Origin of the sequence: Streptomyces sp. NPDC091387, from assembly GCF_044756945.1 — a bacterium.
Classification (GTDB): Bacteria; Actinomycetota; Actinomycetes; order Streptomycetales; family Streptomycetaceae; genus Streptomyces.
On sequence record NZ_JBIVTZ010000010.1, the window covers coordinates 185,540 to 200,068 of the forward strand.

General features: G+C 73.8%; 19 protein-coding genes and 1 pseudogene. 18 read left to right on the plus strand and 2 right to left on the minus strand.

From position 1 onward, the window contains the following. The first annotated feature begins 56 nt into the window (after nt 1–56). From ACIQM0_RS21995 to ACIQM0_RS22025, 7 genes are all read left to right on the plus strand, one after another. Nucleotides 57–425, plus strand: coding sequence for a holo-ACP synthase (locus tag ACIQM0_RS21995; protein WP_401289129.1), 369 nt, complete (start codon nt 57–59; stop codon nt 423–425). Nucleotides 426–499: 74 nt separating this feature from the next. Further along, a complete protein-coding gene (locus ACIQM0_RS22000; protein WP_401289132.1) occupies nt 500–1,975 on the plus strand; it encodes an NAD(P)H-hydrate dehydratase in 1,476 nt (491 codons plus the stop codon). 51 nt (nt 1,976–2,026) lie between these two features. After that, nucleotides 2,027–2,419 (plus strand): DUF488 domain-containing protein, encoded by a 393-nt coding sequence (locus tag ACIQM0_RS22005; RefSeq protein WP_401289135.1) that lies wholly within the window; start codon nt 2,027–2,029, stop codon nt 2,417–2,419. Between the two features lie 75 nt (nt 2,420–2,494). Then, nucleotides 2,495–3,661: an alanine racemase gene (gene alr / locus ACIQM0_RS22010; protein ID WP_401289137.1), complete on the plus strand. Its 1,167-nt coding sequence runs from the start codon at nt 2,495–2,497 to the stop codon at nt 3,659–3,661. A gap of 129 nt (nt 3,662–3,790) precedes the next feature. Further along, nucleotides 3,791–5,041, plus strand: a complete 1,251-nt coding sequence (locus tag ACIQM0_RS22015) for an alpha/beta fold hydrolase (RefSeq protein ID WP_401289140.1) — start codon at nt 3,791–3,793, stop codon at nt 5,039–5,041. Beyond that, nucleotides 5,010–5,588, plus strand: coding sequence for a tRNA (adenosine(37)-N6)-threonylcarbamoyltransferase complex ATPase subunit type 1 TsaE (tsaE, locus tag ACIQM0_RS22020; protein WP_401289143.1), 579 nt, complete (start codon nt 5,010–5,012; stop codon nt 5,586–5,588). Before ACIQM0_RS22015 ends, tsaE begins: the two co-directional genes overlap by 32 nt. Nucleotides 5,589–5,737: 149 nt before the next feature. After that, a complete protein-coding gene (locus tag ACIQM0_RS22025; RefSeq protein ID WP_401289144.1) occupies nt 5,738–5,905 on the plus strand; it encodes a hypothetical protein in 168 nt (55 codons plus the stop codon). A gap of 85 nt (nt 5,906–5,990) precedes the next feature. On the opposite strand, the gene ACIQM0_RS22030 is transcribed toward ACIQM0_RS22025, so the two are convergent. Beyond that, entirely contained in the window at nt 5,991–6,572 is a 582-nt protein-coding gene (locus tag ACIQM0_RS22030; protein WP_401289147.1) for a hypothetical protein, read from the minus strand. A gap of 142 nt (nt 6,573–6,714) precedes the next feature. Here ACIQM0_RS22030 and tsaB point away from each other — a divergent pair, with 142 nt between their 5' ends. The 8 genes and pseudogenes from tsaB (at nt 6,715) to ACIQM0_RS22070 (ending at nt 11,264) form a co-directional block, all read left to right on the plus strand. Next, nucleotides 6,715–7,362 (plus strand): tRNA (adenosine(37)-N6)-threonylcarbamoyltransferase complex dimerization subunit type 1 TsaB, encoded by a 648-nt coding sequence (tsaB, locus tag ACIQM0_RS22035; RefSeq protein WP_401289458.1) that lies wholly within the window; start codon nt 6,715–6,717, stop codon nt 7,360–7,362. Next, nucleotides 7,359–7,877 (plus strand): ribosomal protein S18-alanine N-acetyltransferase, encoded by a 519-nt coding sequence (rimI, locus tag ACIQM0_RS22040; protein ID WP_401289148.1) that lies wholly within the window; start codon nt 7,359–7,361, stop codon nt 7,875–7,877. Before tsaB ends, rimI begins: the two co-directional genes overlap by 4 nt. Beyond that, a complete protein-coding gene (tsaD, locus tag ACIQM0_RS22045; protein ID WP_363022080.1) occupies nt 7,877–8,977 on the plus strand; it encodes a tRNA (adenosine(37)-N6)-threonylcarbamoyltransferase complex transferase subunit TsaD in 1,101 nt (366 codons plus the stop codon). The genes rimI and tsaD overlap by 1 nt, the downstream gene beginning before the upstream one ends. Next, nucleotides 8,974–9,252, plus strand: coding sequence for a hypothetical protein (locus tag ACIQM0_RS22050; protein WP_401289152.1), 279 nt, complete (start codon nt 8,974–8,976; stop codon nt 9,250–9,252). The genes tsaD and ACIQM0_RS22050 overlap by 4 nt, the downstream gene beginning before the upstream one ends. A gap of 152 nt (nt 9,253–9,404) precedes the next feature. Continuing rightward, nucleotides 9,405–9,581, plus strand: a pseudogene (locus ACIQM0_RS22055) (RNA polymerase subunit sigma-24); the annotation flags it as partial. A gap of 64 nt (nt 9,582–9,645) precedes the next feature. Next, entirely contained in the window at nt 9,646–10,116 is a 471-nt protein-coding gene (locus ACIQM0_RS22060) for a VOC family protein (RefSeq protein ID WP_401289154.1), read from the plus strand. Between the two features lie 64 nt (nt 10,117–10,180). Then, nucleotides 10,181–10,846 carry a hypothetical protein gene (locus tag ACIQM0_RS22065; RefSeq protein ID WP_401289157.1) on the plus strand — a complete coding sequence of 222 codons (666 nt, stop codon included), beginning with the start codon at nt 10,181–10,183 and terminating at the stop codon, nt 10,844–10,846. Between the two features lie 52 nt (nt 10,847–10,898). After that, nucleotides 10,899–11,264, plus strand: a complete 366-nt coding sequence (locus ACIQM0_RS22070; protein WP_363022093.1) for a hypothetical protein — start codon at nt 10,899–10,901, stop codon at nt 11,262–11,264. A gap of 22 nt (nt 11,265–11,286) precedes the next feature. On the opposite strand, the gene ACIQM0_RS22075 is transcribed toward ACIQM0_RS22070, so the two are convergent. Next, nucleotides 11,287–12,534 carry a methyltransferase domain-containing protein gene (locus ACIQM0_RS22075; protein WP_401289160.1) on the minus strand — a complete coding sequence of 416 codons (1,248 nt, stop codon included), beginning with the start codon at nt 12,532–12,534 and terminating at the stop codon, nt 11,287–11,289. Nucleotides 12,535–12,694: 160 nt separating this feature from the next. Between ACIQM0_RS22075 and ACIQM0_RS22080 the strand changes: the two genes are divergently transcribed. The 3 genes from ACIQM0_RS22080 to groES all read left to right on the plus strand — a co-directional run bounded on the left by ACIQM0_RS22080 (nt 12,695) and on the right by groES (nt 14,507). Then, on the plus strand, nt 12,695–13,693 hold the full coding sequence (locus ACIQM0_RS22080) for a polysaccharide deacetylase family protein (protein WP_401289460.1): 999 nt from the start codon (nt 12,695–12,697) through the stop codon (nt 13,691–13,693). Beyond that, the gene (locus ACIQM0_RS22085; protein WP_401289163.1) at nt 13,690–14,049 is read left to right on the plus strand and encodes a hypothetical protein; all 360 of its coding nucleotides are present in this window, start codon (nt 13,690–13,692) and stop codon (nt 14,047–14,049) included. The genes ACIQM0_RS22080 and ACIQM0_RS22085 overlap by 4 nt, the downstream gene beginning before the upstream one ends. Nucleotides 14,050–14,198: 149 nt before the next feature. Beyond that, the gene (gene groES, locus ACIQM0_RS22090) at nt 14,199–14,507 is read left to right on the plus strand and encodes a co-chaperone GroES (RefSeq protein ID WP_328904430.1); all 309 of its coding nucleotides are present in this window, start codon (nt 14,199–14,201) and stop codon (nt 14,505–14,507) included. Nucleotides 14,508–14,529: the final 22 nt, after the last annotated feature.

Below are 14,529 nucleotides of genomic sequence, written 5' to 3' on the forward strand. Positions count from 1 at the left end.
CGGACCGCGGAACGGACCGCGGGACGAAGTGAGCGGCCAGTCGTGAGGGGACGTACGTGATCATCGGGGTCGGGATCGACGTGGCGGAGATCGAGCGGTTCGACGCGGCGCTGGAACGTACGCCGCACATGGCCCAACGCCTCTTCCTGGAGAGCGAGTTGCTGCTGCCCAGCGGCGAGCGGCGCGGGATCGCCTCGCTGGCCGCCCGGTTCGCCGCCAAGGAGGCCCTGGCCAAGGCGCTCGGCGCGCCCGGCGGGCTGCTGTGGACGGACGCGGAGGTGTACGTCGAGGAGACCGGGCAGCCCCGCCTGCGGGTGAGCGGCACCGTCGCCGCGCGCGCCGCCGAGCTGGGCGTGCGGCAGTGGCACGTGTCGCTCAGCCATGACGCGGGGATCGCGTCGGCCGTGGTGATCGCGGAGGGCTGAGCGCGGGGCCCGGTCCGGCCTCCGGCGCGCCCGTCCGCGCGCCGAGGACGCGCACTTCTGCGTACGTTGGAGCCATGCGTACCGCCTACAGCGTCTCGACCGTACGGGCTGCCGAACAGGCCCTCATGGCACGGCTCCCGGAGGGCGCGCTGATGCAGCGCGCCGCCGCCGGGCTCGCCGCCGTCTGCATCGACCTCCTGCGGCGCGGCGGCCGGGTCTACGGGTCCCGCGTCGTCCTCCTCGTCGGCAGCGGCGACAACGGCGGCGACGCGCTGTACGCGGGCGCCCGGCTCGCCCGGCGCGGGGCCGGTGTGCTGGCCGTGCGGGTCGCGCCCGGCCGGGCCCACGAGGGCGGCAGCGCGGCGCTGCGCGCGGCGGGCGGACGGGTGGTGGACGCCGACGCCGGTCCGGCGGAGGGCCGGCACCGCGACTGGGGGCGCCGGGTCGACCTCGTCGTCGACGGCATCACCGGCATCGGCGGGCGCGGCGGGCTGCGCCCGGCGGCCGCCGCACTGGTGGAGCAGTACGCGGCCCACGGGGCGCCCGTCGTCGCCGTCGACCTGCCGAGCGGTGTCGAGGCCGACACCGGTGAGGTGCGGGGGGACGCGGTCCGCGCCGACGCGACCGTCACCTTCGGGGCGTACAAGCCGGGGCTGCTCATCGACCCGGCCGCCGAACGGGCCGGGGCCCTGCACCTCGTCGACATCGGGCTGGGCGCCGAACTGCCGGACGTCCCGGAGCTGGAGGCGCTCCAGTACGCGGACGTGGCCGCGCTGCTCCCCGTACCGGGCGCCGAGAGCGACAAGTACCGGCGCGGCGTCGTCGGCATCGTCGCCGGGTCGGCGCGCTACCCGGGCGCGGCGGTGCTGGCCGTCTCCGGGGCGCTGCGCGGCGGCGCCGGCGCGGTGCGGTACGTCGGTCCGGGGGCGGACGCGGTCATCGCGCGGCATCCGGAGACCCTGGTGCACGCGGGCCCGCCGTCCAAGGCCGGGCGCGTGCAGGCCTGGGTCGTCGGGCCGGGGCTCGGCGACGGCACGGACGCCGTCGAGGCGGTCTCCGACGTGCTGGCCGCGGACGTCCCGGTGCTGGTCGACGCGGACGGACTGCGGCTGCTGGACGCCGCCGCCGTACGGGCACGCACCGCCCCCACCGTCCTCACCCCGCACGCCGGGGAGGCCGCCGCGCTGCTCGGCGTCCCCCGCGAGGAGGTCGAGGCGGGGCGGCTCGACGCCGTACGCGAACTCGCCTCCCGGTTCCGCGCGACGGTCCTGCTCAAGGGCTCGACGACGCTGGTCGCCACCGACACCCCGCACACCCCCGTGCGGGTCAACCCGACCGGCACCTCCTGGCTGGCCACCGCGGGCAGCGGCGACGTCCTCTCCGGGCTGACCGGCTCGCTGCTCGCCGCCGGTCTCGCCCCGCGCGACGCCGCGTCCGTCGGCGCCCACCTCCACGGCCTCGCGGCCCGGCACGCCTCCGACGGCTCCCCGGTCGCCGCGCAGGACGTCGCGGAGGCGATCCGGGCGGCCTGGCGGGACGTACGGGCCTGAGTGATGCTGGGAGCGGAGGCGGGGACGGCGGCAGCGAGGGAGTGAGCGGTCGTGGGCGGCAGCGGTGACGGTGACCTGCGCGTACGGCGGGTGTACGACCCGCGGGAGGACGGCGACGGCACCCGCGTCCTGGTCGACCGGCTCTGGCCGCGCGGGGTCGCCAAGGAGCGCGCCGCGATCGACAAGTGGCTCAAGGACCTCACCCCGTCGAGCGAGCTGCGCTCCTGGTACCACGAGGACCGCTCCGGCACCCGCTACGACGACTTCGTCGACCGCTACCGCGCCGAACTGGCCGATCCCGCGCACACCGCGGCCGTCGGCGAACTCGTCGCCCTGGTCCGCGACGGCGGCCCGGTGACGCTGGTCACCGCGGTCAAGGACGTCCCGCACAGCCACGTACCGGTCCTCGTCGACCACCTGGAACACGAGCTGCACCACGGCTGACGGAAGCGGCGGCGTGCGCCCTGCCGACACCGGTGCCCGGGGGCCGTGCCGCACGGCTCTGAGACACTGGGCGCGATGAACGAGACAGCGTCCTTGAGAGCCCGTGCCGAGATCGACCTCGCCGCACTCCGCGCCAACGTGCGCGCCCTGCGCGCCCGAGCCTCCGGCGCGCAGCTCATGGCCGTCGTCAAATCCGACGCGTACGGACACGGCGCGGTGCCCTGCGCCCGTGCCGCGCTGGAAGCGGGCGCCACCTGGCTGGGCACCGCCACCCCGCAGGAGGCGCTCGCCCTGCGCGCGGCGGGGCTCGGCGGCCGGGTGATGTGCTGGCTGTGGACGCCCGGCGGGCCCTGGCGCGAGGCGATCGAGGCCGATGTCGACGTCTCGGTGAGCGGGATGTGGGCGCTGCGCGAGGTCACCGCGGCGGCCACGGAGGCGGGGCGCCCCGCCCGTGTCCAGCTCAAGGCCGACACGGGCCTCGGGCGCAACGGCTGCCAGCCCGCCGACTGGCCCGCGCTCGTCGCCGCCGCCCGCACCGCGGAGGAGGCAGGCACCGTCCGGATCACCGGCCTCTGGTCCCACTTCGCCTGCGCGGACGAGCCCGGACACCCCTCGATCGCCGCCCAGCTGGACCTGTTCCGCGACATGGTGGCGCACGCCGAGAAGGCCGGTGCCGAGCCCGAGGTCCGGCACATCGCCAACTCCCCGGCGACGCTGACCGTCCCCGAGTCGCACTTCGACCTGGTGCGGACCGGGATCGCCATGTACGGCATCTCGCCCAGCCCGGAGCTGGGCACCCCGGCCGACTTCGGACTGCGCCCGGTGATGACGCTCGCCGCGTCCGTCGCCCTGGTCAAGCAGGTGCCGGCCGGGCACGGCATCAGCTACGGGCACCACTACACGACGTCCCGGGAGACCACGCTCGGCCTGGTGCCGGTGGGGTACGCGGACGGCATCCCGCGCCACGCCTCCGGCCGCGGCCCGGTCCTGGTCGGCGGCGTCCGGCGGACGATCGCGGGCCGGGTCGCCATGGACCAGTTCGTCGTCGACCTCGACGGGGACGTGGTCGAGGAGGGCAGCGACGCCGTGCTGTTCGGCCCGGGGGACCGGGGCGAGCCGAGCGCGGAGGACTGGGCGCGGGCGGCGGACACCATCGCGTACGAGATCGTCACCCGGATCGGCGGCCGGGTGCCGCGCGTCTACCGGGACGGGACGGCGGACGGCAAGTCGGCCGGGTCCTGAACGCGGAAGCGTTTCCGACCGGGCACGATCTGAGCATGACCGGAAGACCGGAACGGACCGGATCGGACCCGCTCCGACCTGTCCGACCAGCCTGACCTGACGGACACGACCCACGAGGAGCGCGGCACGGTGAGCGAGATCAGCGCGGGGGACGCGATGGCGACGGCCGCTTCGACGGTCGGCTGGCGCCGGGCGGGGATCGCCGGGGCCGCCATAGGCGTGATCGCGGCCGGCGCGGCCGCCGGTGTCGCGGTCGAACGACTGACGGTCGGCCGCGGGATGCGGAAACGGGCCAGGCTGGCGCTGGACGCCACCGGGCCGTACGGCTCGCTGCGCGGCCTGCCGGGCCGGGCCACGGCCGACGACGGCACCGAGCTGTACTACGAGATCGACGAGATCGAACCCGGCGGCGGCACCGGCACGGGCGGTACGCCCCCCGGCACCGCGGCCGGTCCGCGCAGGCGCCGGCTCTTCGGGCGCAAGGCCCCCGCCCCCGTCACGGTCGTCTTCAGCCACGGCTACTGCCTCAGCCAGGACTCCTGGCACTTCCAGCGTGCCGCCCTGCGCGGCCTCGTGCGCACGGTCCACTGGGACCAGCGCAGCCACGGCCGCTCGGAACGCGGCAGGGCCCAGGCGCAGGGCGTCCACGTCGGCATCGACCAGCTCGGCCGCGACCTCAAGGCCGTGATCGACGCGGCCGCGCCCGAGGGCCCGCTGGTGCTGGTCGGGCACTCCATGGGCGGCATGACGATGATGGCGCTCGCCGACCAGTACCCGGCCCTGTTCCGCGACCGGGTCGCCGCCGTCGCCTTCGTCGGCACGTCGAGCGGGAAGCTCGGCGAGGTCAGCTTCGGGCTGCCGGTGGCGGGCGTGAACGCGGTACGGCGCGTGCTGCCCGGGGTGCTGAAGGCGCTCGGCTCGCAGGCGGAGCTGGTGGAGCGGGGGAGGCGGGCGACCGCGGATCTGTTCGCGGGGCTGATCAAGCGGTACTCGTTCGGTTCGCGGGACGTGGACCCGGCGGTCGCACGGTTCGCCGAGCGGCTCATCGAGTCCACGCCGATCGATGTGGTCGCGGAGTTCTACCCGGCCTTCACCGAGTACGACAAGAGCGGCGCGCTGCCCCTGTTCCGCGAGGTCCCGGTGCTGATCCTGGCGGGCGACAAGGACCTGGTGACCCCCAGCTCGCACAGCGAGGCGATGGCGGACCAGCTGCCCGACGCGGAGCTGGTCATCGTCCCGGACGCCGGGCACCTGGTGATGCTGGAGCACCCCGAGACGGTGACCGACCGGCTGGCCGACCTGCTGGTGAGGGTGGGGGCTGTGCCGGAATCCTCTAACGTTGGCGGGCATGGAAGCACCGCACAACAGCCCGGCGGCTGACGTCGCCGAGGGCACCGGGCCGGGCACCGTCACCGTGAACCTGGCCGTCGAGTCCCCCGAACAGATGCAGGCCCTGGGCCGCCGGCTCGCCGGTGTGCTGCGCCCCGGCGACCTCGTGATGCTCACCGGCGAGCTCGGCGCCGGGAAGACCACCCTGACCCGCGGCCTCGGCGAGGGCCTGGGGGTGCGCGGCGCCGTGACGTCCCCCACGTTCGTGATCGCCCGCGTCCACCCGGCGCTCGGTGACGGCCCGGCGCTCGTCCATGTCGACGCGTACCGCCTGGGTGGCGGGCTCGACGAGATGGAGGACCTGGACCTCGATGTGTCGCTGCCGGATTCGGTGGTGGTCGTCGAGTGGGGCGACGGCAAGGTCGAGGAGCTGGCGGACGACCGGCTGCGGGTGCTCATCGACCGCGCGGTCGGTGACACGGACGACGAGCGGCGCGCGGTGACGCTGGTGGGCGTGGGCGCGCGCTGGTCGGCACTGGGGCTCGCGCCGTGGGCGCCGTGGGTGGCGGAGGGGGACAACGGGCCTGGTGAGGCCTGAGAGACCGTCGGGTGCCCGCTGGGCGCTGACGCTTTCCGACACGGTGTCGGTAAATTGTTGCGCGCGGCGGGGCGGGCGTGGTGACATGGAGGGCGAGAGCAGGTTAGGTCTGCCTAACGTGCCTTCCACCGGAGCCCCAGGAGGCGTCCATGCCGACAACCGAGCACGAAGTGCGGCAGCCGCCGCGGGCGGTATCGATGCGGGATCTGCTGGCCGCGGGGGCGGCGGCGATCGCGGTGTCCACACCGCCGGGTGCGGTGCGGCCGGGGGCCGCCGCGCCACGAGAGAGCGCGCCCTCTGCCCCTGACCGGGCCTGACGCACATCGAGCCGGTCCGGCACCTTCAGCCCGTCCGGCGTTCGAGGACGTCTTCGAGTCCGGGCTGAAGGTGCCCGGACCGGTCCTACGGGACCACGACCACCTTCGCGCCGACCGTGGCGAACGTCCACACCGCGTTGCCGTCCGCACGGGACATCCGTACGCCGCCCGCCTTCAGCGTCGGGTCCGGGCTCTCCATCGAGCCGTCCTGCGCGGCGCTGAAGCCGATGGCCACGTCGTTGGTCGTCGCGAACCGCACCACGTGCTCGATCGGGACCCCGTCGGAGCCGGTGACGGTGCCGGAGCGCGAGGTGACCTGGTACGTCCCCGGAACCGCGCTGACCGCGCTCGGCATGACCTTGAAGGTCCGCGTCGACTTGTCCTTCGCGTCGACCAGCCACACCCGCCGGTCGCCCAGCGCGTACACCACCCGCACCCCCGTGCCCGAGGAGGCCGGAACCGCGAGCGGGTCCTTCTTGGGCTTCGGCTTGGCGTGGCCCGTACCGGCGGACGCGCTGCTGGACGCCTTCGGCTTGGGGGCGACGCTGTCGGGGGCGTTCGCCGAGGCCTGGTAGGCGAGGAGACCGACGACGGCCACGGCCGCCGCGGTGAGCGCGGCCACGATTCCTGAGCTGCCCCTTGCCACCGTGCGCGCCTCTTTCGCCATTGGGTTGTCGTACAAGCGTTTACACGTACTCCGCGTATACCCGGTGACGGTAGCAGCCGGGACCCCCGGTACCGGGACGCCGTACGGGGCGCGGTCGCCGCCCGCGCCGGAGCCGTAGGCTGTTTGCGTGCTCTTGCTCGCTATGGATACCGCCACCCCTGCCGTCACCGTCGCCCTGTACGACGGGACCCGTGTCGTCGCCGAGTCCGGTCAGGTCGACGCCCGGAGGCACGGGGAGCTGCTGCTGCCCGCCGTCGACCGGGTCCTGGCCGCCGCCGGGGTGAAACTCGACGCCGTGACGGACGTGGTCGTGGGCGTCGGCCCCGGCCCGTACACCGGGCTGCGGGTCGGCCTGGTGACGGCCGCGACGTTCGGGTCGGCGCTGTCCGTGCCCGTGCACGGCCTGTGCACCCTGGACGGCCTCGCGTACGCCGCCGGCCGGGCCGGCCTGGAGGGACCGTTCGCCGTCGCGACGGACGCCCGCCGCAAGGAGGTCTACTGGGCGCGGTACGAGGACCCCCGCACCCGGACCGGTGAACCCGCCGTCGACCGGCCCGCCGACATCGCCGAGCGGCTCGCCGGGGTCCCCGTGGTCGGCGCGGGCGCGGTGCTCTACCCCGACGCGTTCCCGGACGCGCGCGGCCCCGAGCACGTCGCGGCCGGTGCCCTCGCCGCCCTCGCCGCCGAACGCCTCGCCGCGGGCGCCGAGCTGCTGCCGCCGCGGCCGCTCTACCTCCGCAGGCCCGACGCGCAGGTCCCGAAGAACTACAAGGTGGTCACGCCGAAGTGACCACCGCGACCGCTGTACTGCGCGAGATGCGCTGGTGGGACATCGACCCGGTGCTCGGCCTCGAACACGAGCTGTTCCCGGAGGACGCCTGGTCACCCGGCATGTTCTGGTCCGAGCTGGCGCACGCCCGCGGCCCGCGGGCCACCCGCCGCTACGTGGTCGCCGAGGACCCGGCCACCGGCCGGATCGTCGGGTACGCGGGACTGGCGGCGGCCGGCGACCTCGCCGACGTACAGACGATCGCCGTCTCCCGCGACCACTGGGGCGGCGGCCTCGGCTCCGAGCTGCTGACCGATCTGCTGAAGCACGCCACGGCCTTCGAGTGCGCCGAGGTACTCCTCGAGGTCCGGGTCGACAACACCCGGGCGCAGAAGCTGTACGAGCGCTTCGGCTTCGAACCGATCGGCTTCCGCCGCGGCTACTACCAGCCGGGCAACATCGACGCGCTCGTCATGCGCCTGCACGTACACGAAGAAGACGTACAGGCGCCCGTACAAGAGACAGAGACTGACTGATGGCTGACGAACCGCTCGTACTCGGCATCGAGACCTCCTGCGACGAGACCGGCGTCGGCATCGTCCGCGGCACGACGCTGCTCGCCGACGCCGTCGCGTCCAGCGTCGACACGCACGCGCGCTTCGGCGGCGTCGTCCCGGAGATCGCCTCCCGCGCCCACCTGGAGGCGATGGTCCCGACCATCGAGCGCGCCCTGAAGGAGGCCGGGGTCAGCGGCCGCGACCTCGACGGCATCTCCGTCACCGCCGGTCCGGGGCTCGCGGGCGCCCTGCTCGTCGGCGTCTCGGCGGCCAAGGCGTACGCGTACGCGCTGAACAAGCCGCTGTACGGGGTGAACCACCTGGCCTCGCACATCTGCGTCGACCAGCTGGAGCACGGCCCGCTGCCCGAGCCGACGATGGCGCTGCTGGTCAGCGGCGGGCACTCCTCGCTGCTGCTGGCGCCGGACATCACCAACGACGTACGGCCGCTGGGCGCGACCATCGACGACGCGGCGGGCGAGGCCTTCGACAAGATCGCCCGGGTGCTGCACCTCGGCTTCCCCGGCGGCCCGGTCATCGACCGTCTCGCGAAGGAGGGCGACCCGAAGGCCATCGCGTTCCCGCGCGGCCTCAGCGGCTCGCGCGACCCCGCGTACGACTTCTCCTTCTCCGGCCTGAAGACCTCCGTCGCCCGCTGGATCGAGGCGAAGCGCGCGGCCGGCGAGGAGGTGCCGGTACGGGACGTGGCGGCGTCCTTCCAGGAGGCCGTGGTGGACGTGCTCACCCGCAAGGCCGTCCGCGCCTGCAAGGACGAGGGCGTCGACCACCTGATGATCGGCGGCGGAGTCGCGGCCAACTCACGGCTGCGGGCCCTCGCCCAGGAGCGCTGCGAGCGGGCCGGCATCCGGCTGCGCGTGCCGCGCCCCGGACTGTGCACCGACAACGGCGCGATGGTCGCGGCCCTGGGCGCGGAGATGGTGGCCCGCAACCGGCCGGCCTCCGACCTGGAGCTGTCGGCCGACTCCTCGCTGCCGGTGACCGAGCCCCACGTACCGGGCGCCCATGCCCACACGCACGATCACGTGCACGAGATCAGCAAGGACAACCTCTACTCATGAGCGGTACGACGGTCGCCCTGATGTGGGAGGCCCGCGCCACCGACGGCCGGGGCGCGGAGCTGCTGGCGTGGGCGCGGGCCCGTGCGGGCGAGCTGGCGCGCCCGCCGCTGCGCAGCGAGCTGATGCGCGGCCCGCAGGACCGGGTCCTGGTCATCACCTGGTGGGAGGGCGCGTACGGCGACGGGCTGCCGGAGCTGCCCGAGCCGGACGCGGGGATCGTCACCCGGCCGGTGCACCGCTGGCGCTTCGAGTCCCTCGGCTCGGCAGACCGGTGACGATCGCGTCCAGCTCGTCCACCACGTCGTAGTCGGCGGCGTACGCCCGCCAGCCGTCCTTGATCGCGGTGAGGCGGGGCAGGCCCTGGGCCCGTACGCGCTCCAGGCCGCGATCGAGCCGGGCTGGTCCTGGTCGACGCGCCGGCCGAGGACCCGCCCTCAAGGCGTACCACTTGCTGCCGAGCGTCCGCGGGGATCTCCTGGTCAGGACGGGGCGTACGGACGAGGCGCGCGCCGAGTTCGTACGCGCGGCGGAGCTGACCCGCAACGAGCGGGAACGGGCGATGCGCCTGGACCGGGCGACGCTGCTCGACCGGGCCGGCCGATGAGTTCCCGGCCCGCGACCGGTCTACCCTGCACGACCGTCCGCACCACCGCGTGAGGAGAACGACCATGCAGAAGATCACCACGTTCCTGTGGTTCGACCACAACCGGGCCGAGGAGGCCGCGGACCACTACATCTCGGTCATCGGCGGCGACTCCCGCGTCGTGGACGTGACCCGCTGGGGCCCGTCGTCACCCGGCGAGGCGGGCGCCGTGATGACCGTGCGGTTCCAGCTGGCGGGCACCGAGTACATCGCCTTCAACGGCGGCCCCGAGTTCTCCTTCAGCGAGGCCGTCTCGCTCTCCGTCGACTGCGAGTCGCAGGAGGAGGCGGACAGGCTGTGGGACAGGCTCACCGCGGACGGCGGACAGGAGAGCCAGTGCGGCTGGCTCAAGGACAAATTCGGCGTCTCCTGGCAGATCATCCCGCCCGGCCTCGGCGAGGCCCTGACCGACCCGGACCCGGACAAGGCGGCCCGCGCCATGAAGGCGATGCTCGGCATGAGGCGGCTCGACGTCGAGGCCCTGCGCAACGCCTGAGCACGCGCCCCGGCGCACGGCGGCGGAAGGCGGTGCCCGCCCGGCACTCGGTAGGGTCGCGCGCATGTCCCGCCGTACAGCGCTGCCCCCGCCACCGCCGCCCGTGGAGATACGCACCTGGCCCGACCGGGGAGCGCTGCTCGCCGACCGGGCCCTGATCCTGGGCGAGTTGGTGAAGACACACCTGGGCCCGGCCCGGCTCGGAACGCTGTGGCTCTGGGGAGGGCTCGGCGCGCTCGGGTGGTCGCTGGTCGGCGCGGCGCTCATCACCTTCGAGGAGTCGTACGACGTCTTCAGCGCCTTCTTCGGCGTGGTCTTCCTCGTCCTGGGCGTGTGCTGCCTGGTGCCGGCCGTCGCGCTTGTCGTCGTCGGTCTGCGCCGCGACCGCAGGGTCCGCCGACTGCTCACGCAGTGGGGCGAGCTGGACCGTGACGCGGCGGGCGACCGGGCGCTCCGACTGCCCGGCACGAGCCTGGTCTGGCTGCTGGGCTCCTTCCTCCTGTGCGCGTTCGGGCTGTACGCCTGCGTCGCCGTTCCGGCCGGCGCGGTCCGGGGCGACGACACCTACGGCCTGGTGGCCCTCGTCATGGGCCTCGGGTTCATCGGCTGGCTCATCGGGCTCATCGGGGCCACCAAGGCTTTCCTGCACCGGCGTTGGGTGATCCGGGTGCTGATCGGGACGCCCGCGCCCACGCCGCTGATCTCCTCCGGCGGCGGGGCCCACCGCTGACTCCGGCCCTATCCTTGGCACTTACACGAAGGACTCAGGGGGAGGACTGCTCATGGAGTGGTACTGGTGGTTGCTCATCATCTTCTGGACGGGCGGATTCGGCTGGCTGGTCGACAACGGCCGTACCGCGCTGCGCAATCGGCACGCGCGCAAGCTGGAGCTGCTGGAGGCCGACCGGCAGGAACGGCTGGCCGTCGAGGCGGCGCACAAGCCGCCGGAGCCGGTCTGCGGCTGCACGCACCACCTCGCCAAGCATGACAAGCAGGGCAAGTGCCATGAGCTGGTCGAGGTGCCGACCGCCTGGGACGAGCAGAAGAAGCCGGTCCGCTTCGAGTCGGGTCAGTGCAACTGCCAGCAGTACGTGGGCCCGCAGCCGCTCTCACAGGTGTACGCCGACGACCTGACCGACCTCGCGTAGCCCCGGCCCTCGGCTCCCGTCCTCAGCCCCGGCCGGCCTCCGGGCCGGTCACGGGGTGGCCGATCAGCATCGTCGGAGCGTCCGCGACGCGGGTCAGGAAGACGGTGGCCCGGTTCGGGCCCTGGAGCTTCATCTTCCTTCGCAGCTCCTCCGGTTCGACCGGTGAGCCGCGCTTCTTGACCGTCAGGACGCCGACCATCCGCTCCCGCAGCAGCGCCTTCAGCCGCTTCATGTTGAACGGGAGCTGATCGGTGATCTCGTACCCGGCGGTGTACGGGGAGTCGTACAGCTCGTCGCTCGTGACGTACGCGATCATCTCGTCGATCAGCCGGCCGCCGCACCGGCTCACGATGTCGGCGATCAGATGGGCCCGGATCACCGCGCCGTCCGGCTCGTACAGATAGCGGCCGACCGGTCCGACCGGCGGGGCGGGCAGCACGGCCGGGGCCGACAGGGTGGCTCCGGACGGGAGCAGCGTGGCGCGGTACGCACCGGCCTCGAAGCCCTCGCCGAACCAGAGCACCGCCTCCTTCACGTCGCCGCCGTCCGAGATCCACTCGGCCTCCGCCTGCGGGCCGATCGCCTCGTGCGGGACTCCCGGGGCGATCTTCAGCGCCGCCCTGGGGGCCTTCAGCGCGGCGGCGGTCGCCCAGGAGAGGGGCGGGGAGTAGGCCTCCGGGTCGAAGATCCGGCCGCGGCCGCCCCGGCGGGCCGGGTCGACGAACACCGCGTCGTAGGGCGAGGTGTCGATCTCCGTGACATCGGCGCACCGCACCTCGATCAGCGCGTCCAGGCCGAGCGCGGCGGCGTTGGCCCTGGCCACCTCGGCGGTCAGCGGGTCGCGGTCCACGGCGAGGACGGAGATCCCGGCGCGGGCGAGGGCGATGGCGTCACCGCCGATGCCGCAGCACAGGTCGGCGACGCTGCGCACCCCGGTGCCCGCGAACCGTCCGGCGCGGTGGGCCGCCACCGAGGTGCGGGTCGCCTGCTCCACCCCGTTCGGCGTGAAGAACATCCGGTGCGCGTCCTGCGCGCCGAACTTGGCGACCGCCCGCTGCCGCAGCCGGGCCTGCCCGAGCGCCGCGGAGACGAGGCCGGCCGGGTGGGTGCGGCGCAGCCGGGTGGCGGTGGCGAGTTCCGTGGCGGGGTCGTACGACCGCAGCTCGGCCAGCAGCCCGGCGCCCTCCGGGGTGCGCAGAGCCAGGAAGCCGGCGAGGGGGTCGGGGGCGTCGGGCGGGCCGGTCGGGGCGAGAGCGTTCACCTGCCCCATTGTGAGCCAGCCGGGGGACCGTGCGGGCCCGGTGGCGGTGTCGGCCCGGGAGCCCGATCACGTGCTGGCAGTATGCGGCGCCATGCAGCTTGTACGACAAAAGGAAGAATCCACCATGAAGAGGCGCGGACCGGGACAGGCGGGGGCGGAGCAGGCGCGGATGCGGGCGGAGCCGGTGCGGGGCCGGCCGGTGCGGAGCGGGACGGGGCGCGGTCGGGGATACCTGCGGCGCCGGCCCGGTTACGCGGTCCTGGCCGCGCTCCTGGTCGCCGCGGTCGGCTCCGGCTGCGCGGCCGGGACCGACAGCCACACCGCCACCGTGACCGGGCCCGGGCCCGGGCAGGGAGCCGAGGCCCTCGCCGGCCAGCCGGGCGGTCCGGCCGGGAACGCGGGGGCGGCGGGCACCCGCGCCGCGCAGGCCGAGAAGGCGCGCCTCGCCCAGGCGGCCCGCGCGGTCGCCGCCAAGAAGTGGGGCCTGGCGAGCACACCGCTGGCCGCCCCAGTCCCGCCCGCCGTGAAGCCGCACATCACGACCCGCGAGGGCTTCGAGGTCGAGGGCGGTGACGACTCGCTGCCGCCGGTCTTCACCACGGTCCCGACCGACAAGAAGATCGTCTTCCTGACGATGGACGACGGGGACGACAAGGACCCCGAACTGCTGAAGATGATGTCGGACCTGAACATCCCGTACAGCGCGTTCCTCAGCGACTACCTGGTGAGCGACGACTACGGGTACTTCAAGGACGCGCAGTCCCGCGGTGTCGCCCTCAACAACCACACGCTCAACCACCGCTACCTGCCCGGCCTCTCCTACGGCGAGCAGAAGCAGGAGATCTGCGACCAGCAGGACATCATCGAGAAGCAGTACGGCGAGCGCCCCCGGCTCTTCCGGCCGCCGTACGGCAACTACAACGGCGACACCCTCCGGATCGCCAAGTCCTGCGGCATCACCGCCGTGCCCCTGTGGTCGGCGGAGGCCTTCCCCGACCACATGGAGTGGCGGGAGGAGGACCAGGACCTGCACCCCGGAGACATCATCCTCACGCACTTCCGCGGCAAGAAGGACTGGAAGGGCTCCATGCCCGACCTGGTCCGGGCCGTCATGAAGGTCATCACGGACAAGGGATACGCCGTGGCCCGGCTGGAGGACTACGTATGAGAAGGGCGCACCGGCTGCTGGCCGGACTACTGGCCGCCGGTGCGCTCCTGACCGCCACCTCCGGCTGCGCGCAGTCGGTGGACCCGATCGAACGGCTGGGCCGCAAGGCCGCGCAGCGGGTGAACCGGCCGCCGAGTCCGGCTGCGGTGCGGCCGGCGGCGGCGCGCGGTGACCACGGGGCGCCGGGTTCGGTGGTCGTCGTCGCCTGCGGCCGGCCGCAGGGGTCCGGAACGGTCGGGAGGGGCCGGGCGTTCTCCCTGTGGCAGGGCCGGTTCGAGCCGGGTCCGGGCCGTGACGCCGAACGACTTGGACGCCACGAGGGGCGTGAATTGGCACTCCGCTTGACCGAGTGCTAATCGCGGTCATAGTCTCAGTGCTGGCACTCCCCACTGGAGAGTGCCAGCAGTACTGTGCGACCGGCAGGTCCGGCACCCGCGACGACGGGCCCACCTGGTCGCCCACCAAAGACTGTTAACCCCGTGAGATCTCCGAAGGGGGAGACCGGATCGTGTCGACCAGCTCCAAGGTTGCGATCAAGCCGCTCGAGGACCGCATTGTGGTCCAGCCGCTCGACGCCGAGCAGACCACGGCCTCCGGCCTGGTTATTCCGGACACTGCCAAGGAGAAGCCCCAGGAGGGCGTCGTCCTGGCCGTTGGACCGGGCCGCTTCGAGAACGGCGAGCGCCTTCCGCTCGACGTCAAGACCGGCGATGTCGTGCTGTACAGCAAGTACGGCGGCACCGAGGTGAAGTACAACGGCGAGGAGTACCTCGTTCTCTCGGCCCGCGACGTGCTCGCGATCATCGAGAAGTAATTCACCCACGTTTGCTTCTGTT

Coding starts and splice junctions, on each gene's coding strand:
- ACIQM0_RS22000 (WP_401289132.1), top strand. CDS start 500: ATGCGTACCGCCTACAGCGTCTCGACCGTACGGGCTGCCGAACAGGCC.
- alr (WP_401289137.1), top strand. CDS start 2,495: ATGAACGAGACAGCGTCCTTGAGAGCCCGTGCCGAGATCGACCTCGCC.
- tsaE (WP_401289143.1), top strand. CDS start 5,010: ATGGAAGCACCGCACAACAGCCCGGCGGCTGACGTCGCCGAGGGCACC.
- ACIQM0_RS22025 (WP_401289144.1), top strand. CDS start 5,738: ATGCCGACAACCGAGCACGAAGTGCGGCAGCCGCCGCGGGCGGTATCG.
- ACIQM0_RS22030 (WP_401289147.1), bottom strand. CDS start 6,572: ATGGCGAAAGAGGCGCGCACGGTGGCAAGGGGCAGCTCAGGAATCGTG.
- tsaB (WP_401289458.1), top strand. CDS start 6,715: ATGGATACCGCCACCCCTGCCGTCACCGTCGCCCTGTACGACGGGACC.
- tsaD (WP_363022080.1), top strand. CDS start 7,877: ATGGCTGACGAACCGCTCGTACTCGGCATCGAGACCTCCTGCGACGAG.
- ACIQM0_RS22050 (WP_401289152.1), top strand. CDS start 8,974: ATGAGCGGTACGACGGTCGCCCTGATGTGGGAGGCCCGCGCCACCGAC.
- ACIQM0_RS22060 (WP_401289154.1), top strand. CDS start 9,646: ATGCAGAAGATCACCACGTTCCTGTGGTTCGACCACAACCGGGCCGAG.
- ACIQM0_RS22065 (WP_401289157.1), top strand. CDS start 10,181: ATGTCCCGCCGTACAGCGCTGCCCCCGCCACCGCCGCCCGTGGAGATA.
- ACIQM0_RS22070 (WP_363022093.1), top strand. CDS start 10,899: ATGGAGTGGTACTGGTGGTTGCTCATCATCTTCTGGACGGGCGGATTC.
- ACIQM0_RS22075 (WP_401289160.1), bottom strand. CDS start 12,534: ATGGGGCAGGTGAACGCTCTCGCCCCGACCGGCCCGCCCGACGCCCCC.
- ACIQM0_RS22080 (WP_401289460.1), top strand. CDS start 12,695: ATGCGGGCGGAGCCGGTGCGGGGCCGGCCGGTGCGGAGCGGGACGGGG.
- ACIQM0_RS22085 (WP_401289163.1), top strand. CDS start 13,690: ATGAGAAGGGCGCACCGGCTGCTGGCCGGACTACTGGCCGCCGGTGCG.